Source organism: Neohoeflea coraliihabitans (genome assembly GCF_019334345.1).
Taxonomy (GTDB): Bacteria; Pseudomonadota; Alphaproteobacteria; order Rhizobiales; family Rhizobiaceae; genus Pseudohoeflea; species Pseudohoeflea coraliihabitans.
This window is the reverse complement of the sequence record NZ_JAHWQX010000001.1, coordinates 1,180,432-1,202,645: the sequence shown is the minus strand read 5'-3', so window position 1 is coordinate 1,202,645 and position 22,214 is coordinate 1,180,432. Positions and strand designations below refer to the sequence as shown.

The 22,214-nt window shown below is 61.8% G+C and carries 18 protein-coding genes and 1 pseudogene; 2 read left to right on the top strand and 17 right to left on the bottom strand.

The window, feature by feature from the left end:
* Positions 1–13: 13 nt before the first annotated feature.
* The 3 genes from KY465_RS05695 to KY465_RS05685 form a co-directional block, all read right to left on the bottom strand.
* On the bottom strand, positions 14–319 hold the full coding sequence (locus KY465_RS05695; protein WP_219200783.1) for a chorismate mutase: 306 nt from the start codon (positions 317–319) through the stop codon (positions 14–16).
* Positions 320–345: 26 nt separating this feature from the next.
* On the bottom strand, positions 346–1,908 hold the full coding sequence (gene ffh / locus KY465_RS05690) for a signal recognition particle protein (RefSeq protein ID WP_219200614.1): 1,563 nt from the start codon (positions 1,906–1,908) through the stop codon (positions 346–348).
* Between the two features lie 244 nt (positions 1,909–2,152).
* A complete protein-coding gene (locus tag KY465_RS05685) occupies positions 2,153–3,064 on the bottom strand; it encodes a GNAT family N-acetyltransferase (RefSeq protein ID WP_219200612.1) in 912 nt (303 codons plus the stop codon).
* A gap of 157 nt (positions 3,065–3,221) precedes the next feature.
* Here KY465_RS05685 and KY465_RS05680 point away from each other — a divergent pair, with 157 nt between their 5' ends.
* Together KY465_RS05680 and KY465_RS05675 are read left to right on the top strand one after the other, a co-directional pair.
* On the top strand, positions 3,222–4,157 hold the full coding sequence (locus KY465_RS05680; protein ID WP_219200610.1) for a tyrosine recombinase XerC: 936 nt from the start codon (positions 3,222–3,224) through the stop codon (positions 4,155–4,157).
* Between the two features lie 119 nt (positions 4,158–4,276).
* The gene (locus KY465_RS05675) at positions 4,277–5,365 is read left to right on the top strand and encodes a TraB/GumN family protein (protein ID WP_255561437.1); all 1,089 of its coding nucleotides are present in this window, start codon (positions 4,277–4,279) and stop codon (positions 5,363–5,365) included.
* 99 nt (positions 5,366–5,464) lie between these two features.
* Here the strand turns inward: KY465_RS05675 and KY465_RS05670 are convergent, their stop codons facing one another.
* From KY465_RS05670 to typA, 14 genes and pseudogenes are all read right to left on the bottom strand, one after another.
* On the bottom strand, positions 5,465–6,034 hold the full coding sequence (locus KY465_RS05670; RefSeq protein ID WP_219200608.1) for a copper chaperone PCu(A)C: 570 nt from the start codon (positions 6,032–6,034) through the stop codon (positions 5,465–5,467).
* Between the two features lie 300 nt (positions 6,035–6,334).
* Positions 6,335–7,741: a dihydrolipoyl dehydrogenase gene (gene lpdA, locus KY465_RS05665; protein ID WP_219200606.1), complete on the bottom strand. Its 1,407-nt coding sequence runs from the start codon at positions 7,739–7,741 to the stop codon at positions 6,335–6,337.
* A gap of 111 nt (positions 7,742–7,852) precedes the next feature.
* Complete coding sequence (locus KY465_RS05660; protein WP_219200604.1) at positions 7,853–8,386, bottom strand: hypothetical protein; 534 nt, start codon at positions 8,384–8,386, stop codon at positions 7,853–7,855.
* A gap of 57 nt (positions 8,387–8,443) precedes the next feature.
* Positions 8,444–9,691, bottom strand: a complete 1,248-nt coding sequence (gene odhB, locus KY465_RS05655; RefSeq protein ID WP_219200603.1) for a 2-oxoglutarate dehydrogenase complex dihydrolipoyllysine-residue succinyltransferase — start codon at positions 9,689–9,691, stop codon at positions 8,444–8,446.
* A gap of 60 nt (positions 9,692–9,751) precedes the next feature.
* A pseudogene (locus tag KY465_RS05650) lies at positions 9,752–12,553 on the bottom strand (2-oxoglutarate dehydrogenase E1 component); the annotation flags it as partial.
* Positions 12,554–12,848: 295 nt separating this feature from the next.
* Positions 12,849–13,751, bottom strand: a complete 903-nt coding sequence (gene sucD, locus KY465_RS05645) for a succinate--CoA ligase subunit alpha (protein WP_219200601.1) — start codon at positions 13,749–13,751, stop codon at positions 12,849–12,851.
* A gap of 10 nt (positions 13,752–13,761) precedes the next feature.
* Positions 13,762–14,955: an ADP-forming succinate--CoA ligase subunit beta gene (gene sucC / locus KY465_RS05640; protein WP_219200599.1), complete on the bottom strand. Its 1,194-nt coding sequence runs from the start codon at positions 14,953–14,955 to the stop codon at positions 13,762–13,764.
* 72 nt (positions 14,956–15,027) lie between these two features.
* Entirely contained in the window at positions 15,028–15,990 is a 963-nt protein-coding gene (gene mdh / locus KY465_RS05635) for a malate dehydrogenase (RefSeq protein WP_219200598.1), read from the bottom strand.
* 174 nt (positions 15,991–16,164) lie between these two features.
* Positions 16,165–17,325, bottom strand: coding sequence for a cell division protein ZapE (zapE, locus tag KY465_RS05630; RefSeq protein WP_219200596.1), 1,161 nt, complete (start codon positions 17,323–17,325; stop codon positions 16,165–16,167).
* Between the two features lie 20 nt (positions 17,326–17,345).
* Positions 17,346–17,891 carry a protease inhibitor Inh/omp19 family protein gene (locus KY465_RS05625; protein ID WP_219200594.1) on the bottom strand — a complete coding sequence of 182 codons (546 nt, stop codon included), beginning with the start codon at positions 17,889–17,891 and terminating at the stop codon, positions 17,346–17,348.
* Between the two features lie 238 nt (positions 17,892–18,129).
* Entirely contained in the window at positions 18,130–18,732 is a 603-nt protein-coding gene (msrA, locus tag KY465_RS05620) for a peptide-methionine (S)-S-oxide reductase MsrA (RefSeq protein WP_219200593.1), read from the bottom strand.
* 101 nt (positions 18,733–18,833) lie between these two features.
* Positions 18,834–19,370 (bottom strand): inorganic diphosphatase, encoded by a 537-nt coding sequence (gene ppa / locus KY465_RS05615; protein WP_219200591.1) that lies wholly within the window; start codon positions 19,368–19,370, stop codon positions 18,834–18,836.
* Positions 19,371–19,507: 137 nt separating this feature from the next.
* Positions 19,508–20,014 carry a GNAT family N-acetyltransferase gene (locus KY465_RS05610; protein WP_219200590.1) on the bottom strand — a complete coding sequence of 169 codons (507 nt, stop codon included), beginning with the start codon at positions 20,012–20,014 and terminating at the stop codon, positions 19,508–19,510.
* Positions 20,015–20,228: 214 nt separating this feature from the next.
* On the bottom strand, positions 20,229–22,058 hold the full coding sequence (typA, locus tag KY465_RS05605; protein ID WP_219200588.1) for a translational GTPase TypA: 1,830 nt from the start codon (positions 22,056–22,058) through the stop codon (positions 20,229–20,231).
* Positions 22,059–22,214 lie beyond the last annotated feature (156 nt).

The following is a 22,214-nucleotide window of genomic DNA, read 5'->3' as shown; positions in this document are numbered from 1 at the left end:
GCCGATTGCGGGCTCAGTCGGCGCTCATTTTGGCGGCGATGGCCTTGTGATGCTGGATGACCTCTTTGATGACGAAATTTAAGAAGGTCTCGGCGAAATCCGGATCGAGATCGGCGTCGTCGGCAAGCTGGCGCAACCGTTCAATCTGGTAGGTTTCCCGCTCGGGATCACCGGGCGGAAGGTCGTGCGTGGCCTTGAGAACTCCGACTGCCTTGGTGCAGCGAAAGCGTTCGGCCAGGATATGAATGAGGGCGGCATCGAAATTATCGATCGAGCGACGGTACTCGGCGAGCTGCCGTACAGCCTCATCCTGATTCATGGTCTGCATGTTAGCGCCGCCCTCCCTCATTTCTTCTTGGGCAGGCCGGGCAGACCGCCACCAAGCCCCGGCAGCTTGCCGCCGCCAGGCAGTCCCGGAAGTCCACCAGGAAGACCGCCCGGCATCTTGCCGAGACCGGCGGCTTCCGCCTGCTTCTGCAGATCAGCGAGCTGTTTGGGATCCATCTTGGACAGATCCGGCATGCCGCCCATTCCGGGCATGCCTCCGGGCAAACCCATCTTCTGCGCCATGCCACCCATCATGCCGCGCATCATGCCGCCCTTCTTGCCCTTGCCGCCCATCGCTTTCATCATGTCGGCCATCTGCCGATGCATTTTCAGAAGCTTGTTGATCTGGGCGGCGTCGGTACCGGAGCCGGCGGCAATGCGTTTCTTGCGCGAATGTTTGAGGAGCTCCGGATTGGCGCGTTCGGCGCGGGTCATCGATGAGATGATGGCCATCTGACGCGCGAACAGCTTGTCATCCATGCCGGCGGCGGCCATCTGATCCTTCATCTTCCCCATGCCCGGCATCATGCCCATGATGCCGCCCATGCCACCCAGCTTCTGCATCTGGCGCAACTGGTCGGCAAGATCATTCAAATCGAACTTGCCGGCCTTCATGCGCTCGGCCATGGCCTGCGCCCGTTCGGCGTCGATCGATTCAGAGGCCTTTTCGACAAGGCTGACGATGTCGCCCATGCCGAGGATGCGATCGGCGACGCGGCGCGGATGGAACTCCTCGAGCGCGTCCATCTTCTCGCCGACGCCGATCAGCTTGACCGGCTTGCCGGTGACGGCGCGCATCGAAAGCGCCGCACCGCCACGGCCGTCGCCGTCCATACGGGTCAGAACCAGCCCCGTGATGCCGACGCGGTCATCAAAACTGCGCGCCAGATTGACGGCATCCTGGCCGGTCAGCGCATCCGCGACGAGGAGGATTTCGTGCGGATTGGCGCGCGCCTTGATCTCGGCCATCTCGGCCATCAGCGGCTCGTCGACATGGGTGCGGCCGGCGGTATCGAGGATCACCACATCGTGGCCACCGAGCCGGGCCGCCTGAACAGCGCGGGAAGCGATGTCAGTCGGCGTCTGGCCGGCGATGATCGGCAGCGTGTCGACTTCGGCCTGTTCGCCAAGCTGGCGGAGCTGCTCCTGGGCGGCCGGACGGCGGGTGTCGAGCGAGGCCATCAGGACCTTCTTGCGGTCCCGTGACTGCAGGCGCTTGGCGATTTTGGCGGATGTGGTGGTCTTGCCCGAGCCCTGCAGGCCGACCATCATCAGGACCACTGGCGCTGCGGCATTGAGATCGATCGCCACGCCTTCCGAACCGAGCATGGCGACAAGCTCGTCATGGACGATCTTGACCACCATCTGGCCGGGCTTGATCGATTTGACGACTGCAGCGCCGACCGCCTGTTCCCGCACCTTCTCCGTGAAGTCACGAACCACTTCCAGCGCCACGTCGGCTTCAAGCAGCGCACGTCGGACTTCGCGCATCGCCTGTGCGACGTCCTTCTCGGACAGCGCGCCACGGCCGGTCAGTCCGTTCAGAATGGATCCCAGGCGCTCCTGGAGATTGTCAAACATGCCACTTCCTCTTGCCGGTTAACACACGGCAGATATGGGACGGACCGGACGCAACGCCAAATTGCACCCGAGGGCGCATCGCGCTGTCGGGTGTTGACCTCCGGGATCAGACCAAGTGGCGCTGTTTGCGCCCGGACGTCCCGGTCGGCGGCTCGCATCAAGGCTCGTCGCAGATTTGTGGCGGCTTAAATCGCAAATCGCCGCGGAAGTCAAGGAAAGGGCTGATCGTACGCAGCCGTGCTTTTCATTCCGCGGCGGCGGCGAGCGGTTCACGTGGCTGAAAGCGAATATGCGGGTCGGACGCCATATGGCGCACCGTATGGTCTTCCAGCGCCTTGGTGACCTCGTTGGGGTCACCGTCGAGGTCTTCCGGGGCGATCGGATGACCGATGGTAAAGCTGAAGGTCTGGCGCTTCTTGTTGAGCAATTCGTGAAAGACGGTCATGTCACGCAGTTCTGTCGAATGCTTTGCGAGCCAGTAGAACAGGCCGGAATTGCGCGAGACCACGTGCACCGGCAGCACCGTCAAATTGTGCTTGCGAGCCAGCGTCACCGCCGAGAGTTTCCAAGGCCGTTCGGTCAGGCGCCCCTCGTTCCAATAGGCAATTCGCCCCGAGGGAAACAGCACCGTCGCCTTGCCCTCGGCGACGGCGCGGTTGGTCAGAACAAGGGTTTCGCGGGCCTTGCTGCGCGACTTGTATTCCGGGCGCCACTCGACCGGGATGATCATTTCGGAAAACCGCGGATTGACGCGAATGGCATCGCGATTGGCGAAGAACATCATGTCCGGGCGGATGGACTTCAACAGGTCGAACACCGCCACGCCATCGGCAATGCCGGTCGGGTGGTTGGGGACCATCAGAAAGCCGCCCTGGCGTGGAATGCGCTCGGCATGGCGCACCTGCACATCAAGATCAAGCAGCGCGGACAGATGCGCGAAGGCTTCAAAGCCCGATTTGCCGGCTATTTCATCGGCCAGTGCAATGGCCTGCCGATAGTGAAAAAAGCTGTAGAGGGCAGGCCGCAACAGCGGCCAGGCCGGAGATTGAACAAGCTTTTCCCCACGCTCGGCAATCAGTTGATCGACAATGTGCCCCGGGTTCCCGAATGAGATTTGGGTCAGGGTCTCGGTGAAGGTCGATCGCCGGCCGGTCATGCGCTTCCTCTTGGCAACGGGCGCACCATGGCAGAGTTATGTGCCGATAACATGACGCGTCGCATAACCAGCGTTTACAGTCCAATAAGATGAAAATGTCAAACTGGCACAGGAGTTCCGCGCCGGGAGCGCGGGCTCGCATTTGTGGAGGTCGAATATGAACGTGCCACTGGTCATTGCGGCTCCAGACGTGTTGGCGGAGAAAACAAGCTGGCTGCACCAATTGGCGCATGAACGACGTCTCGCCGTCAAGTCCGTAGAGGCCTATGAGCGCGATTTGCGACAATTTCTCTGCTTTCTCTCCCATCATCTTGGGGGTCCGCCGACGCTCGCCGATCTTGCCGACCTGAAGCCGCTCGACCTGCGTGCCTTTCTCGCCAAACGCCGGCGCGAGGGAGCCGGAGCCCGCACCCTGGGACGCGGGCTCGCAGGGATACGTTCGTTTCTGCGCCATCTCGAACGGCAGGGGTTGGCGAATGCCGCCGGAGCTGTGGCAATGCGGGCGCCGAGGCAGCCAAAATCTCTTCCCAAGCCATTGAGCGCCCGGGATGCGCTCAAGGTCGTTGACGCCGGCGAGCAAATGGTCGGGGAGCCCTGGATTGCCGCGCGCAATGCGGCCGTGCTGACCCTGCTCTATGGCTGCGGCCTGCGTATCTCCGAAGCGCTTGCGCTGACGCGCGACGATTTTCCGGCAGGTGTGGAAACGCTCAGGATCACCGGAAAGGGCGGCAAGACACGGCTGGTGCCGCTGCTGCCCGTCGCGGCGGAAGCGGTGGCGCATTATCTGGCCCTCTGCCCCTTCCAGTCCGACGCTGCAGTGCCGATGTTCCGGGGCGCGCGCGGCGGCGTCTTGCAGCCGGCAATCGTGCAGAAACAGATGCGTTTGCTGCGCGGTGCTCTCGACCTGCCGGAAACGGCAACGCCGCATGCGCTGCGACATTCCTTTGCCACGCATCTGCTGGCTGGCGGCGGCGATCTTCGCACGATCCAGGAACTGCTCGGGCATGCCAGCCTGTCCACGACGCAGGTCTACACCGGCGTCGACACGGCGCGGCTGCTGGAGATCTATGATCGGGCGCATCCGCGCGCCTAGAATCCGGACTCCGGCAGTCACAGTCTGTTTACCATGGCCGGACAGCGCGGACACGATTAACCAAATCCTTTGGTTTCCCCGGTCTGATGGTGCATTGCCGCCAACCCGGAACGCTGTTCATGCTCCAAGTCCATTCCGTCTCTCGCAGTTTCCCCATCATCGCCATGCGGCTGCCGCAACTGTTTCTGGCGCTCGCCGCCCTTGTGCCGCTGGTTCTGCTGGCGGCGCTCTTTGCAGCGATGATCATTGCGCCGGCACGTGCAGAAAATGCGGTCCGTTGCGAGGGGACGAGCCTGCTGACGCGTTGGCAGGTCGAGGACCGGGCGCGATTTGCAGCGGCACAGCGCCAGGCGGCTGCAGTGATCAACGGGCAGAACCGCTTCTGGAAGATCGAAAAGGAGGGGCTGGAGCCGTCCTGGCTTTTCGGGACGATGCATCTCACCGACCCGCGCGTTACCGCGATTCCGGCAATCATCCAGCAGCCGCTGGACAAGGCGCGAACGGTGGTCATCGAAACGGATGAAATTCTCGATGCGGCGAAAGCCCAGATCGCCCTTTTTGCCAAGCCTGAGCTGACAATGTTCACTGATGGCAGCACGCTCGAGCGATATCTCGAGCCGGACGAGCTTGCTCTCCTCAAAGGAGCGCTGCAGCGGCGCGGCGTGCAATATGCACTGGTTGCGCAAATGAAACCGTGGATCATCGCCAGCATGGTCGGTCTGCCCGATTGCGAGCGGATCAACCAGCGGGCCGGAGTCGACTTTCTCGACAAGAAGATCGCTCTTGAGGCGCGGGCTGCCGGCAAGGTGGTGCGCGGCCTTGAGACGCTCGACGAACAATTGTCGGCGATGGCCAGCCTGCCGATCGATTTCCATGTCGATGGGCTCGTTTCGACCTTGCGGCTGAACGATCAGATGCCCGACATCATTGCGACGATGACGGATCTGTATCTCAGCGGCGACATCGCGATGATCCTGCCGGCGGTGATGCTGGCAAGCCCGGAGGATGGGGCGCAAAGCGCCGCAAGCTATGGCCAGTTCGAAGAACGGATGATCACCTTGCGCAACAAGGTGATGGCGGAGCGCGCCGCCCCGATGCTGGCCGAAGGGCATGTCTTTGTTGCAGTCGGCGCCCTGCATCTGCCCGGCGACGACGGACTGGTGGCGTTGTTGCGCGATGCGGGTTATCGGCTGACGCCGGTTGATTAGCTTCGGATCTTACCCGGATGCCGCCTCTCATGGGCGGTTTCACTTTCACGGCTTCAAGCAACGGCAGGGTGCCGGCTAATCGTGCCCGTGCCCGTTCCCCTACTCGGCGTCGCGGGCCGCATCATGATCTGTGTGCCGGGCGGCGGAACCGCGCATGTCCTTTACCGGCAGGTCAAAGGTCACGGCGCCGGCCTTCTCGAAAAAAAGCGTGATCGAGCGGTTCTCCCCTGCTTGCATCCGCGCCTCAAGCTGCATGAGCATCAGGTGCAGGCCACCCGCCTGCAAGGTCACACTTTGACCGGCCGGGATCGTAAGTCCGTCTGAGACCTGGCGCATGTTCATGACATCGTTCTCCATGACCATGTCGTGCAGTTGCACCATGCCTGCGAATGCTGCCGAGCCGCCGAGCAGACGGTCGTCCTCATCGCCATGGTTGCGGATCGTCATATAGGCGGCGGCAACCGGGGCGTTGGGGAGGGTAGCGCGGATAGCCGCATCATGGATTTCAAGTTCGCCGACAGTGACAGCGAGGTGCGAACCGTGATGTGCGGTTGCGGCGTGGTTGGTCGGCGTCTTTTGCGCCGCTGTCGTCGAGGCAGCGAAAGAGGCTTCAGCGTTGGCAAAGATCATAACCGCAACGGCGGCGGCGAGCGGGAAAAATGAGTTCATGGGTGTGCTCCGCGATGTCGGTCGGCATGGGGCCAGGCCGCATCGAATAACTGGTTTTGAGAGACTGGCTCGATGCGGCGCACGCCGGCCATGGCGAGGCGGAGAAGTCCGGCGCCGCAGCAGGGATGCGCACCGCAAAGACCAGCCAGCACGGTGCCAGAATGTCCAAATCGTGCGTTGGCGGGTCCGAGCGCTTTCATGACCGTTTCGTCATAGCGAGCAGAAGGCGTTCTGACGATGCGGCAGTTTCGCCCAGGCGCATTCGACCGCAGGCGTTCGCTGTGGCCGGCGGCAACCCTCCTAGCTGTGCAGCGGCTTGGCGAACGTGGCGAGCGCGGCTTCGCGCACCGCCTCGCTCATGGTCGGATGCGCATGACAGGTCCGTCCGAGATCTTCGGACGAGCCGCCGAATTCCATAAGAACCGCGGCTTCGTGGATCATTTCGCCAGCGCCGTGGCCGACGATGTGACAGCCCAGAACGCGGTCGGTTTCCGCATCGGCGAGAAACTTGACGAAACCGTCGGTGGCGAGCATGGCGCGCGCGCGTCCGTTGGCGCTGAACGCGAATTTGCCGGTCTTGTATTTGACGCCGTCGGCTTTCAACTCTTCTTCGGTGCGACCGACGGAGGCAACCTCGGGGCTCGTGTAGACGACCGAGGGGATGACCCCGTAATTGACGTGGCCAGCCTGCCCGGCGAGAATTTCGGCGACAGCGACCCCCTCGTCCTCGGCCTTGTGCGCCAGCATCGGCCCGGCAATGACATCGCCGATCGCATATACGCCGGACACGCTCGTCTGGTAGTGGCCATCGGTGCGCACGCGGCCGCGCTCATCGAGCACAACACCGGCATTTTCCAGCCCCAACCCTTCCGTATAGGGCTTGCGGCCGGTGGCGATCAGCACGATGTCGGCGTCGAGCGTTTCGGCATCGCCGCCCTTCACCTTCTCGAAGGTGACGGTTGCGCCCTTGTCGGTTTTCTCGACGCCGGTGACCTTGGCGCCAAGCTTGAAGGCAAGGCCCTGTTTGGCGAGCATGCGTTGGAACTGCTTGGAAACGTCGGCGTCCATGCCGCCGAGGATCGTGTCAAGATATTCGACAACCGTCACTTCAGAGCCGAGGCGCGCCCAGACGGAGCCGAGCTCGAGACCGATGACACCGCCCCCGACGACGATCATCTTCTTCGGCACCGTGTCCAGGGCGATGGCGCCGGTCGAGGAGATGATCACTTTCTCGTCGATATCCACCGAGACGCCCGGAATGCCGGCAACGTCGGATCCGGTGGCGATGACGATGTTCTTGCCCTCGATCTCGGAGGTCTTGCCTTCGGAATCGGTCACCTCAACCTTGCCCTGGCCGAGCAGCTTGCCGGTTCCGGTGATGCCGTCAATCTTGTTCTTCTTGAACAGAAAGGCGACGCCGTCGACATTGGCTTTCACCGTGGCGTCCTTGTGCCCCATCATCGCGGCAAGATCGAGTTCCGGCGTGCCGACCTTGACGCCCAGGCTGGCGAGCGTATGCCCGGCTTCCTCGAACTTCTCGGAGGCATGCAGCAGCGCCTTGGACGGAATGCAACCGATGTTCAGGCAGGTGCCGCCATAGGTGTCGCGCTTTTCGATCACCGCCACCTTGAGACCGAGCTGTGCCGCCTTGATGGCGCAGACATAGCCACCCGGTCCTGATCCGATCACGATGAGGTCATAGGCCATAATGTCTTCCTTTCATCGACGCATGACCTCGTTGGATCACGCTGTTTGGCATCGTCGCAGCTTTGGCGCTGGCAACCTTAACGCCGCTTTGTTCCGGTTTCGGCTCGGGCCTCATTCCTGACATCCGGCGAGGCGAAAAACGTCCGGGATATCGCTCGCGCTTTCAGCTGCGAAATAGGGATGGCCGGCAAGCAGGTTGGCGAGGTCCGGCAGCAAGATGGTCGTTGCGGCATCGGACTGAGCGTCAGGCACAGACGAGATCTCGCCTGCGGAATTCAGCGCATAGATCGTGCTCTGATAGGCAAGGCAGGCCGCCAGCTCCTCGCCGGTGACATCGCCTTCCGGGCAATCGATCGGCACGGTCATTTCTGTCCTGTCAGCGCGATGGCCTGGCGTGAGATAGGCGCGGACCGGTGCAGACTGACCAATCTGCAGGTCCAGTTCGTGGGAACTGCCAATGAAAGTCAGCCCGCCGGTTCCACTTTCGCCCTCGTAGACAGCAAGCGCCTGCGGGCAAGCCGCACTGACAGCACTCAGGGGAACTCCGGCCGCGAGGAGCCCCGCAAGCAGCATGGCCGAGGTGCGGCGGATAACCCGGCGCGTCACCGCCCCATCTCGTGCGCTCGGATATGCATGCATCGCCATCACTCCCTCCTTGCAACGCTCGCTGCTACCTGCAGTGTGCGGCCGACGTCAGCGGGCTCACAGATCAAGCACCAGACGTTCGGGATCTTCGAGGCTTTCCTTGACGCGGACCAGGAAGGTGACGGCTTCCTTGCCGTCGACGATGCGATGGTCATAGGACAGCGCGAGATACATCATCGGGCGAATGACCACCTGTCCGTTCAGCGCCACCGGACGTTCCTGAATCTTGTGCATTCCCAGAATGCCCGACTGCGGCGCATTCAGGATCGGGGATGACATCAGGGAGCCATACACACCGCCGTTGGATATGGTGAAGGTGCCACCCTGCATGTCCGCCATGGACAGTTCGCCGTCGCGCGCTGCCCGGCCGAGCCGACCGATTTCCTTTTCGATCTCGGCAATCGACATCTGATCCGCATCGCGCACCACCGGTACCACCAGGCCCTTGTCGGTCCCGACGGCAACGCCGATGTGGCAGAAGTTCTTGTAGACGAAATCAGTGCCATCAATCTCGGCATTGATTGCCGGCAACTCCTTCAGGGCGTGGGTCACCGCCTTGGTGAAAAAGCCCATGAAGCCAAGCTTGACGTCGTGCTTCTTGAGAAAGAGTTCCTTGTATTTGTTGCGCAAATCCATCACGGCGCTCATGTCGACCTCGTTGTAGGTGGTCAACATGGCCGCGGTGTTCTGGGCATCCTTCAAGCGTCGGGCGATGGTCTGCCGCAAGCGGCTCATCCTGACGCGTTCCTCGCGGTCGGCGTCGGCGGCCGGCGGTGTGGCGCGCGGGGCCTTTGCGGCAGTCGGAGCCGACTGGGAGGTGCTTTCCGCCTTGTTTATCGCCGACATGACGTCGCCCTTGAGCACCTGGCCGCGCTTGCCGGACCCCTCGACCTTGTCGGCGGAAATGTCGTTCTCGGCCATCATCTTCTGGGCGGATGGTGCAGCCGGCATGTCCGTGCCGCTTGCGCCGCTCTTCTCGTTGTTGTCCTTGCCGCCTTCCGCTGCGGCAGGTTTTTCGTCTTCCCCTGCCGGCGCTTTCTTGTCATCGGATGCTGCGGCACCGGCCTCGCCCTCGGCGACGGTGGCAAGCAGCGCATTCAATTCAACCGTCTCGCCTTCCTGGGCAGCGATTTCGCTCAACTTGCCGGCGACCGGCGAGGGCACCTCGATGGAGACCTTGTCGGTTTCCAGTTCGACGATCGGCTCATCGACGGCCACTGCGTCGCCGACCTTCTTCAGCCAGGTTCCGATCGTTGCCTCGGTGACGGACTCACCCAATGTGGGGACGCGGATTTCAGTAGCCATGATGTTTCCGTTTCTTTCAATCAGACCTGTCGGTGCGCACACGCAGGCGCCGGGGCCGGCCTAGCCGCCCAGCGCATCTTCAAGGAAGGCTTCGAGTTGGGCAAGATGGCGGGACATCAGGCCGGTGGCTGTGGAGGCGGAGGCTGGCCGTCCGGTATAGCGGACACGCTGGTATTTCGCATCGATATGCGCGAGTACCCACTCCAGATAGGGGTCTATGAAGGCCCAGGCGCCCATGTTCTTGGGTTCTTCCTGACACCAGACCATCTCGGCATTGCGGAAGCGCGACAATTCGTTGATCAGCGCCTTGGCCGGGAATGGATAGAGCTGTTCGAGGCGCAACAGATAGATATCGTCGATGCCGCGCTTCTCGCGCTCTTCGAGAAGGTCGAAATAGACCTTGCCGGAACACATGACGACCCGGCGGATCTTGTTGTCCTTGACGAGCTTGATCGGCCCGTCCTTGATCATCTCCGCGTCGTCCCACAACAGGCGGTGGAAGGAGCTCTCGCCGGACATTTCGGCGAGCGTCGAGACGGCGCGCTTGTGCCTGAGAAGCGATTTCGGCGTCATCAGGATCAAGGGTTTACGGAAGTTGCGACGCATCTGGCGACGCAGGATGTGAAAGTAATTGGCCGGGGTGGTGCAGTTGGCAACCTGCATGTTGTCTTCGGCGCACATCTGCAGAAAACGTTCAAGGCGTGCCGATGAATGTTCGGGGCCCTGGCCCTCATAGCCGTGCGGCAACAGGCAGACGAGGCCCGACATGCGCAGCCACTTGCGTTCGCCCGACGAGATGAACTGGTCGAAAATGACCTGCGCCCCGTTGGCGAAATCGCCGAACTGGGCTTCCCACAGCGTCAACGCATTGGGGCGCGCCAGCGAGTAGCCATATTCGAAGCCAAGCACGGCTTCTTCCGACAGCATCGAGTTGATGACTTCGTAATCGGCCTGATTGGCAGAAAGATGCTGCAGGGGAATATAGCGCTGTTCGTTCTCCTGATCGTACAGCACCGAGTGGCGTTGCGAGAACGTGCCGCGCTCGACATCCTGACCGGACAGGCGGACCTTCAGTCCCTCGACGCAGAGCGAACCGAAGGCAAGGGCCTCACCCATCGCCCAGTCGATGCCCTCGCCGGTCTCGATCATCTTGGCGCGATTGTCCATGAAGCGCTGGATGGTGCGGTGGGCCTTGAAGCCTTCCGGGACCTGCGAGAGCTTTTGGCCAATTTCGCGCAGGGTCTTGATCGGAACGGCGGTCTTGCCGCGGCGCTGCTCGTCCTGATTGTCAGCCGTGCGCAGACCGGACCACTCGCCGTCAAGCCAGTCGGCCTTGTTCGGCTTGTAGGACTGGCCGATGTCGAACTCGCTCTCCAGATGCGCGCGCCAGTCGGCCTTCATCTTTTCGAACTCGCCCTCGGTGAGGACACCCTGTTCGATAAGACGTCGGGCATAGAGCGTCACGACAGTCTCGTGGGCCCGGATCTTCTTGTACATCTTCGGCTGGGTGAAGGACGGCTCGTCGCCCTCATTGTGGCCGAAGCGGCGATAGCAGAACAGATCGACGACCACCGGCTTGTGGAACTTCATCCGGAATTCGGTGGCCACCTTTGCCGCGTAGACGACCGCTTCGGGATCATCCCCATTGACGTGGAAGATCGGGGCTTCGATCATCTTGGCAACGTCGGACGGATAGGGCGACGACCGCGAGAAGGCCGGATTGGTGGTAAATCCGATCTGGTTGTTGATGATGAAATGCACGGTGCCAGCCACCCGGTGGCCGCGCAGGCCCGACAGGCCGAGAATCTCCGCAACGACGCCTTGGCCGGCAAAGGCTGCATCCCCATGCAGCAGGAGCGGCATTACCTTGACACGCTCGCGCAGCGGAATGATGTCGCCTTCGCGTTCGGTGGCGAGCAGATCCTGCTTGGCGCGGGCCTTGCCCATCACCACCGGGTTGACGATTTCGAGGTGAGAGGGGTTGGCTGTCAGCGACAGGTGGACGGTGTTGGAATCAAATTCGCGATCCGAGGACGCGCCGAGATGATATTTGACGTCGCCTGATCCCTCGACATCGTCCGGTGTGAAGGAGCCGCCCTTGAATTCGTGAAAGACGGCGCGATGCGGCTTGCCCATCACCTGGGTCAGGACATTGAGGCGGCCACGATGCGCCATGCCGAAGACAATTTCCTTCAGCCCCATATTGCCGCCGCGCTTGATGATTTGCTCGAGCGCCGGGATCAAGGCCTCGCCACCATCAAGTCCGAAACGCTTGGTGCCCTTGTATTTGACATCGATGAACTGTTCGAAGCCCTCTGCCTCGATCAGCTTCTGGAGGATCGCCTTCTTGCCCATGTCGGTGAAGTCGACCCCCTTGTCGGGGCCTTCGATGCGCTCCTGCAGCCAGGACTTTTCTTCCGGATTGGAGATGTGCATGAACTCGAAGCCGAGCGTCGAGCAATAGGTGCGCTTGAGGATATCGAGCATTTCCCGGATCGTGGCCGATTCCAGCCCGAGCACATTGTCGATGAAGATCTTGCGATCGTAATCCGCCTCGGTGAAGCCGTAGGCTTCGGGCGAGAGCTCATTGTAGTCGTCGACCGGCTGGTGCAGGTTGAGCGGGTCGAGTTGGGCGTGCAGATGACCGCGCATGCGATAGGCGCGGATCATCATGATGGCGCGCACCGAATCGCGGGTGGCGAGCTGAATGTCCTCGGTCGAAGACGGCTTGCCGGCGGCGGCGGCTTTGCCCTTCAGCTTGCCGGCAATGTGGCTTTCGACTTCACCCCAATTGCCATCGAGCGCGGCGACCAGTTCGCCGCCTTCGGCGATCGGCCAGTTGTCCCGCTCCCAGGACGGTCCCGGGGTCTGTTCGCCGGAGAGCATTTCAAGATAGGCCGCCGCATCGCCTGAAAGGGCCGAGAGATCGGGGCGGGAGTCGTCAAAGTCTTGATCCATCAGATCAGCCTCGGGTTGTCGTCCTCAGTTCGGTGCGCGCACCGGCGGGCAGGGCCGCATGCGGCTGACACCATTCAGGATCGGGTGACCCGGATCCGGTAAGGCATTTCGCCGGCGCGGGCCCTTGAGCCCGGTGCCGGCATCTCGATGGCGCGCCCGCTGACGGGCGGCCAAGGGCGTCTGCCACGGCGTTTGCCGCCTAGCCCTTCAAAACCTCGACCAGCGTCTTGCCCAGACGCGCCGGTGAGGGCGAAACGGTGATGCCAGCCGCTTCCATGGCGGCAATCTTGTCCTCGGCGCCACCCTTGCCGCCGGAAATGACCGCCCCGGCATGGCCCATGGTGCGCCCGGGAGGGGCCGTGCGCCCGGCGATGAAACCGGCCATCGGCTTCTTGCGACCCTTGGCGGCTTGCTCGCGCAGCCACTCGGCGGCTTCTTCCTCGGCCGAACCGCCAATCTCGCCGATCATGATGATCGATTCGGTCTCCGGATCGTCGAGGAAGAGGTCGAGCATGTCGATGAATTCGGTGCCCTTGACAGGATCGCCGCCGATACCGACAGCGGTCGACTGGCCGAGGCCTTCATTGGTGGTCTGGAACACGGCTTCGTAGGTGAGCGTGCCGGAACGCGAGAGAATTCCGACCGACCCCTTCTTGAAGATCGAACCGGGCATGATGCCGATCTTGCACTCATCCGGCGTCAGCACGCCCGGGCAGTTGGGACCGATGAGGCGCGAACCGGAGGCGTCCAGCCGACCCTTGACCTTGACCATGTCCTGCACCGGGATGCCTTCGGTGATGCAGACGATCAACGGGATTTCGGCATCGATCGCCTCGATGATGGCGGCGGCGGCACCAGCCGGCGGGACGTAGATGACGGAGGCATTGGCGCCAGTCTCGTTCTTGCCTTCCTGCACGGTGGCAAAGATCGGCAGCTTGTCACCGTTCGATCCTTCCCACGTCGAGCCGCCCTTTTTCGGGTGGATGCCGCCGACCATCTGCGTGCCATGATAGGCGAGCGCCTGCTCGGTGTGAAAGGTGCCGGTCTTGCCGGTCAGTCCCTGGACGAGGACCTTGGTGTTCTTGTCAATGAGAATGCTCATAATCCAACCTTCAGCCCTTCACCGCGTTGACGATCTTCTGTGCCGCATCGTCGAGATCATCGGCGGCGATGACGTTCAGACCGCTTTCGTTGATCAGTTTCTTGCCCAGTTCCACATTGGTGCCTTCGAGACGGACAACCAGCGGCACTTTGAGCCCGACTTCCTTGACCGCGGCGATGACGCCCTCGGCAATGACGTCGCAGCGCATGATGCCACCGAAGATGTTGACCAGAATGCCTTTGACGTTCGGATCGGCAGTGATGATCTTGAAGGCCGCGGTGACCTTTTCCTTGGAGGCGCCACCGCCGACATCGAGGAAGTTGGCCGGCTCTTCGCCGTACAGCTTGATGATGTCCATGGTCGCCATTGCGAGACCGGCGCCGTTGACCATGCAGCCGATGGTGCCGTCGAGCGCGACATAGGCGAGATCGTGTTTCGACGCCTCGATTTCCTTGGCGTCTTCTTCGGTCTCGTCGCGCAGGGCGAGAATGTCGTCGTGCCGGAACAGCGCGTTGCCGTCGAAGGACACCTTGGCATCAAGGACGCGCAAATGGCCGTCGGTCATGACGATCAGCGGGTTGACCTCGAGCAGGCTCATATCCGTCTCGACATAGGCCTTGTAAAGGATCGGGAAGAGCTGCATGCCATCCTGGCGGGCATCGCCGTCCAAGGCGAGGGCATCACACAGCCGGGTGCAATCGGCTTCGGTCACTCCGGCAGCCGGGTCGATCGGCAGGGTGAGGATCTTCTCGGGGGTTTCCTCGGCCACGGCTTCGATGTCCATGCCACCCTCGGTGGAAACGACGAAGGCGTTGCGGCCCGTGGTGCGGTCGACAAGGATGGAAAGATAAAGCTCACGGTCGATGTCGGCGCCGTCCTCGATGTACAGACGGTTGACCTGCTTGCCGGCATCTCCGGTCTGTTTGGTGACCAGAGTGTTGCCGAGCATTTCCTCGGAGAAGGCGACAACCTCGTCGATCGAGCGGGCTAGGCGAACGCCGCCCTTGGAGTCGGGGCCAAGTTCCTTGAACTTGCCCTTGCCGCGACCACCGGCATGGATTTGGCTCTTGACCACATAGAGCGGGCCGGGCAGAGCTTCGGCCGCAGCGCGCGCCTCGCTCGCCTCGAAAACCGGCACGCCGCTGGCGACCGGCGCGCCGAACTCCTTGAGCAGAGCCTTGGCCTGATATTCGTGAATGTTCATGAATGTTTCCCTTTCATGATGCGCAACCTGCGCGCTGCCGTTGAAAACGGCCGCACCGAGGGTGCCGCGGGCCTATTTCAGGCTCGGCGCGATGTTGATGCAGGCTTCGCAAAGGCTGGCGACGGAAGCGACCGACTTGTCGAAGGCTTCCCGTTCGGACTTGTTCAGTTCGATCTCGATCACCCGTTCGACACCGCCCTCGCCGATGACCGTTGGAACACCGACATACATGTCCTTGACGCCGTACTGGCCGGACAGCTGTGCGGCGCAGGGCAGTACGCGCTTCTTGTCCCTGAGGTAGGATTCAGCCATGGCAACCGCCGAAGCGGCCGGTGCGTAGTAGGCCGAGCCGGTTTTCAGCAGGCCGACGATCTCGGCGCCGCCGTCGCGGGTGCGCTGGATGATCTGCTCGAGCTTTTCCTTAGAGGTCCAGCCCATCTTGACGAGGTCGGGAAGCGGAATGCCGGCGACGGTGGAATAGCGGGCCAGCGGAACCATCGAGTCGCCGTGACCGCCGAGCACGAAGGCCGTCACGTCTTCGACGGAGACGTCGAATTCATCGGCGAGGAAATAGCGAAACCGCGAGGAGTCGAGAACGCCGGCCATGCCGACGACCTTGTTGGCCGGCAGGCCAGAAAATTTCTGCAGGGCCCAAACCATAGCGTCGAGCGGATTGGTGATGCAGATGACGAAGGCATCGGGCGCGTATTTCTTGATGCCGGCGCCGACCTGCTCCATGACCTTGAGATTGATGCCGAGCAGATCATCGCGGCTCATGCCCGGCTTGCGGGGTACGCCGGCGGTGACGATGCAGACATCGGCGTCCTTGATGCCGGCATAATCATTGGCGCCGGTCAGGCGTGCATCGAAGCCATCGATCGGCGAAGACTGTGCAATGTCGAGCCCTTTGCCCTGGGGCGTGCCTTCCGCAATGTCGAAGAGGACGACGTCGCCCAGCTCCTTCAGGCCGATCATGTGGGCGAGCGTTCCGCCAATCATGCCCGATCCGATCAATGCAATCTTGTTGCGTGCCATAATGTCGTCTCTCCGCGATGAAAATCGTCTCGAAAGCCCGGCTGACCAGGCTTTCCTTTCGCCGGGTGGCATAGCCTTGCAGCCCAAAATAGGCAACCGGTTTCTCGGATTGCTGATTTTTCAATCGTTTAACTTGCTAAATATTTACGTAAACGTCAAAATCTAGAAGCGTATTCAGGCCTCTTCCGCGGCTTTGCCGGCCCGGCTGTCCGCCAGATAGGTTTCGCTTTGCATCTCTGTCAGCCGCGAGATGGTGCGCTCGAATTCAAATTTTTCGGTTCCGGTTCCCGTGGGATAAAGCTCGTCCAGCGGGGCATGGGTGGAGAAGAACAGTCGCGTGCCCTGGTCATAAAGCACGTCGATGAGGGTGATGAAACGTTTGGCGGCATTGCGCTGGTCGCGCGCCAAAACAGGAATATCATCGATGAACAGGGTCGGATAGCGCTCGGCAATCGCCATGTAGTCTGCGGCGCCAAGCGGCTTCTCACAAAGATCGGCAAAACCCAAACGCGCGGCATCATCGACGGCGGACGGGATGACGAGGGAGCGGCCCTTGCGCGCAATGCTGTCCGGCGCCACCGGGCGCCCGGCGACGATCTTTTGCCAGCACGTGTCCATCTCGGCAGCGCCACCGGGCTGGTCGGCACGATGAAAGACGGGCAGGCGCGCCGTGTCTTCCAGGCGGTAATCGGTGGGGGCGTCAAGACCGAGAATGTCGCAATTGGCTTTGAGAAGATCGATGAAGGGCAGAAACAGCTGACGGTTGAGACCATCGCGGTAGAGGTCGTCAGGGGCGACATTGGAGGTGGCTACAAGAATACAGCCGCGTGCGAACAGCTGCTCGAACAGGCGCGAGAGCAGCATGGCATCAGTGATGTCGGTGACGGAGAATTCGTCGAAGCAGAGAATGCGCGCCTCTTCATAAAGCGCGGCGGCGACAGGCGGTACCGGATCTGTTTCACGGGTCTCGCCACGTTCGAGCATCTGGCGATGGGCGTGGATGCGTTCGTGCACATCGGCCATGAAATCATTGAAATGCGCACGGCGCTTGCGGCGGCTCTGCAGATGAATGAAAAACAGATCCATCAGCATCGTCTTGCCGCGGCCAACGGCGCCATGAATATAGAGCCCGCGCGGCGCCGGCTTGCGGTCACGGCGGGCAAACAGCCAGCCGAGCGCGCTTTTCTTTGACGCCAGGCGATGCGTGGAGATCTCCGCCAGCAGCTCGTCGAGCCGCGCGACGATGACGCGCTGGGCCTCATCATCGCGGATCGCTCCTTCGCTAATCCGGGCCTCGTAAGCGGCACCGATCACGGCCTGCTTGGGATGAGGCATACGGCCCTCGCGCGGTTCGCCTAGCGCGACAGGGAGATGGACTGGCCTGACGTGGTGGTGCCGTCGTAGCGCTCATTGCCCGATTGATAGAGGCGGGCGACCTGGTTGCCGGAATTGTCCGACAGGATCACCTGCTTGCCCTGCACATCCCAGGCGGACACGCCGGCGGCCGTGCCAGCACACCCGCGCGAAGCGGCGCGGTAGCCGCCGGTCCATTTGGTCAGCGCCAGGAACACATCACAGCTCGTGCCGCCGGTGGATACCGACCAACGACCGATCAGCGATTCGCGCGTCACCTCGGGTGCGGCCGCGGCAAGTTGCGTTTCCTTCTCCGCCGCGGCTTCCGGATCGCTGTCGGCGGTTTCCGGTGCTGACGGGAAGTCGGTTGACGCGGGGCTCGAGGACGTCGCCGGGCTGGTCGCGGGAGGCAGATTCGAGGAGCTGACACCGGACACCGGCGCCGGGGTCAAGGGAGCCGGCCGACGGGTGTCGAGATTGACCGACCGCTGACAACCGCTTGCAGCCAGAGCGATCGCCGCCACGGCCAGGAAATATTTCGCATTCATTTTGTCTGCTCCTTAGATCGCGACCGGCAGCCTGCACCCGCAGCGTTCATTCAGGGGCATAAAATGGTCTGAAATATGAAATTGCAAGATACCAACCCGCCAAGGGGACGATCAGCCCCCCGTTTTATGTGTTCTATGGTTTTTCAGCACCACCATGGCACTTGTGTGGCACATCAGCGGGGAGCCCGCACGCGGGTCGCCGATCAACGTTCGGATGCGGCGTCGGCGTCACCGCGGACTAGGAATTCTGGCCGTAATAGGCCTGATCGCCCCACAGCTCCTTCAGGCGCGCATCGCGTCCGCAGCGGAAGCGGTAGAATTTGTACTGCAGCGGATTCTTGCGATAATAATCCTGGTGGTAGTCCTCGGCCGGCCAGAATTTCGGTGCGTCGACGATCTCGGTCTTGATCGGTTGCTGCAATGCGGCGGCAGCCTCGATTTTTGCAGCTTCGGCGGCCCGCGCCTGGGCGTCGTCCAGCGCGTAGACCGCAGTGGAATAGCTGGCGCCGCGATCACAGAACTGGCCGCCGCCGTCTGTCGGATCGACAGAGCGGAAGAACAATCGCAGCAGTTCATCGTAGGAGACCATTTCGGGATCATAGGTGATCTCGACAGCTTCCTTAAAGCCGCCGGCAGTATGGGACTTGTAGGTGGGATTGGCGCCGCTGCCCCCGATATAGCCGGAAATGGTGCGGGTCACGCCATCGACATGATCGAAATCGGATTCGACGCACCAGAAGCAGCCGCCGGCGAAAATTGCCGTCGCCGGTTCGGCAGCATTGGACGGAGCCGTGGCGCCGAGAGCGACGCCGGCCATGAGCAGAAAAACTGTTGATCGCATGGGATCCTCCTTGCCGAGAAAGTTAGGCGGGATCCGGCGATGTTCAAATCAAGTCGATACACATTCGGGTGACAGGCAATGCGAATTCCTGTCGCACGGGATCAGGCGGCACTGTTCCCGGCACGCTCAATGGCCTCGATGATCAGCTGGCGCGCCGTATCAGCTCCCTGCCAATCGCCGATCTTGACCCATTTGCCGGGCTCGAGATCCTTGTAGTGAGAGAAGAAGTGCTCGATCTGCTGCAAGGTGATCGCCGGCATCTGGTCGTAATTGGTGACGTTCTCGTAGCGCTTCGTCAGATGGGGCGAGGGGACAGCAATGATCTTCTCGTCCTGGCCGGAATTGTCTTCCATAATTAGAACACCGATGGGTCGGACATTGATGATGCAGCCGGGGATCAGCGGCCGTGTGTTGCACACAAGCACGTCGATCGGGTCGCCGTCATCGGACAGCGTGTGCGGCACAAAGCCGTAATTTCCCGGATAGGTCATCGGTGTGTAGAGAAAGCGGTCAACGACCAGCGTTCCGGCATCCTTGTCCATCTCGTACTTGATCGGATGACCGCCGACAGAAACCTCGATGATGACGTTGACGTCTTCCGGCGGATTGCTGCCGATCGCAATGGCGTCGATGCGCATGGGAACTCCGTTCTTGCTTTTGGGCTGTCTTGCAAGGGCGGATAGCGACAAAAGGCGTGCAGTGCAACAAAACTTTGCTCAACAGAGCGGGCAGCTCAGTGCTGCGGCAGGCCGTCGACCGGTGCGAAGAAGAGACCTCAGGGCCAGACGAAGGCGAGCTTTCGCACCGACCGACCGTCGAAATTCTCGGTGCCCTCGGCCACATCAAGGCCGCCCCTTGCGGTGTAAAAGCCGATGGCCTGGTCATTGTCCTCCAGGCACCAGACCACGGTGCCTTCACAGCCGAGGGAGGCAAGCAGGCGGCGGGTCTCGCCGAACAAACGCTTGCCAAGGCCGATGCCCTGATATTCGGGCAGCAGATAGAGTTCGTAGATCTCGCCCTCCTGCGGCAGTGAGCGTGACCGGTTGAGGCCAAGTGTGGCGTAACCGGCAAGGGTGCCGGCGACATCGAGAACGAGGATGCTGGTCGATCCCCGGATCGCGCGACGCCACCAGGAAACGTCGCGCCGTTCAAGCATGGCACGCAAGGTGCGGTAGGGCAGCATGCCCTGATAGGCGTGTTGCCAGGATGCGCGATGCACGTCGGCGATCGCCGCGGCGTCGGCCGGCTCTGCAGGTCTGATGTCGATCGTCAGCGCGCTCATGACTTCACACTAATTGCGGCCGCGGACCTGGAAAAGTCCGATCCGGCCGGCGTCACACCTTGCCCACAGGACAAAATTGTGGAGCGCTGCGGGCTGCCAGATCGAGATTAACGCTTTGGTAAGGATTGGCGCAAGGGCAGAGCTGTGCTGCACCCCGCCCGGTTTTCTGCGGGGCGGGGCGGGGAGCGGAGAATCCGGAGGTGGCCGAAAGGTCTCAGGCGGCGCCGGCGCGCTGCTTTTCGAAGCGCTTGCGATCGTTGGAATCGAGATAGAGCTTGCGCAGACGGATCGATTTCGGCGTCACTTCCATCAATTCGTCATCCTGGATCCACGACAAGGCGCGGTCGAGCGTCATGCGAATGGGTGGTGTCAGCTTGACAGCCTCATCCTTCCCGGCCGACCGGATATTGGTCAGTTGCTTGCCCTTGAGGACATTGACCTCAAGATCGTTGTCGCGGCTGTGGATGCCAATGATCATGCCGGCGTAAACCTTCTGTCCCGGCTCGATGATCATCGGGCCGCGATCTTCAAGGTTGAACATGGCATAGGCGACGGCTTCGCCAGACTGGTTGGACAGGAGAACGCCATTGGTGCGGCCACCGATCTCGCCCTTGTAGGGCTGGTAGCCGTGAAACAGACGGTTCATGATGGCCGTGCCGCGCGTGTCGGTGAGAAGCTCCGACTGATAGCCGATCAGGCCGCGGGTCGGGGCGAAAAAGACGAGACGGACGCGATCGCCGCCGGACGGACGCAGTTCGACCATCTCGCCCTTGCGTTCAGCCATTTTCTGCACGACGATGCCGGAATGCTCTTCGTCGACGTCGATGACGACTTCTTCGACCGGCTCCATCAACCGGCCATTTTCGTCGTTGTGCATGACAACGCGCGGCCGTGAAACAGCCAGTTCGAAGCCTTCGCGGCGCATGGTCTCGATCAGCACGGCGAGCTGCAATTCACCGCGACCCGAGACGTAGAATGAATCCTTGCCGTCGGCTTCCTCGATTTTCAGCGCGACATTGCCTTCGGCTTCCTTGAGCAGACGATCGCGGATGACGCGGCTCGTGACCTTGTCGCCCTCGGTTCCCGCCAGGGGGCTGTCATTGACGAGAAACGACATCGTGACCGTCGGGGGATCGATCGGCTGAGCCTGCAAGGGCTGGGAGACCGAGGGGTCGCAGAAAGTGTCGGCAACCGTTCCCTTGGACAGGCCGGCGATGGCGACGATGTCGCCGGCCTCGGCATGATCAATGGCGGTGCGCTCGATGCCGCGGAAGGCGAGAATCTTCGAGATGCGTCCGGTTTCGACAGTGCGGCCGTCGGCAGAGAGTACTTTGACGGGCTGGTTCGGCTTGATCGAACCTGAATGAATGCGGCCGGTGATGATACGGCCGAGAAACGGATTGGCTTCAAGCAGGGTGCCGATCATGCGGAAGCTGCCGTCCTCGTCGCCAACGCTCGGCTCGGGGACGTGTTTGAGCACCAGATCGAGCAGCGGGCCAAGTCCCTGGTCGGTCGGGCCTTCGGGAGCGTAATTCATCCAGCCGGCACGGCCCGAGCCGTAGAGGATCGGAAAATCAAGCTGCTCATCGGTAGCGTCGAGGGCAGCGAAGAGATCGAAAACCTCGTTGATCACCTCGTCGTGGCGGCCGTCGGGACGGTCGATCTTGTTGATCGCGACAATTGGCTTGAGGCCGACCTTCAGCGCCTTGCCGACCACGAATTTGGTCTGCGGCATCGGCCCTTCCGATGCATCGACCAGCACGATGGCGCCATCGACCATCGACAGGATGCGCTCGACTTCGCCGCCGAAATCGGCGTGGCCCGGCGTATCGACGATATTGATGCGCTCGCCCTTCCACTCGACCGAGGTGGCCTTGGCAAGAATGGTGATGCCCCGCTCCTTCTCAAGGTCATTGGAATCCATCACGCGCTCGTCGACGCGCTGGTTTTCGCGAAAGGCGCCGGACTGTTTCAGAAGCTCGTCAACGAGCGTGGTCTTCCCATGGTCAACATGGGCGATGATCGCAATATTGCGGATAGACATGACATGTTCTCGAGATTGGGGGCGCGCGGTCGCTCTGGCAGAGTGCGGCTGGCGGACGGGCGGGCCCCGGTTGTTTGCACCGCACATAAACCAATCGGCGGCGCTTTGGAACCCTCAAATGGGGCAGGCGCGGCGGAAAGAAAGCCTCACCCGGCA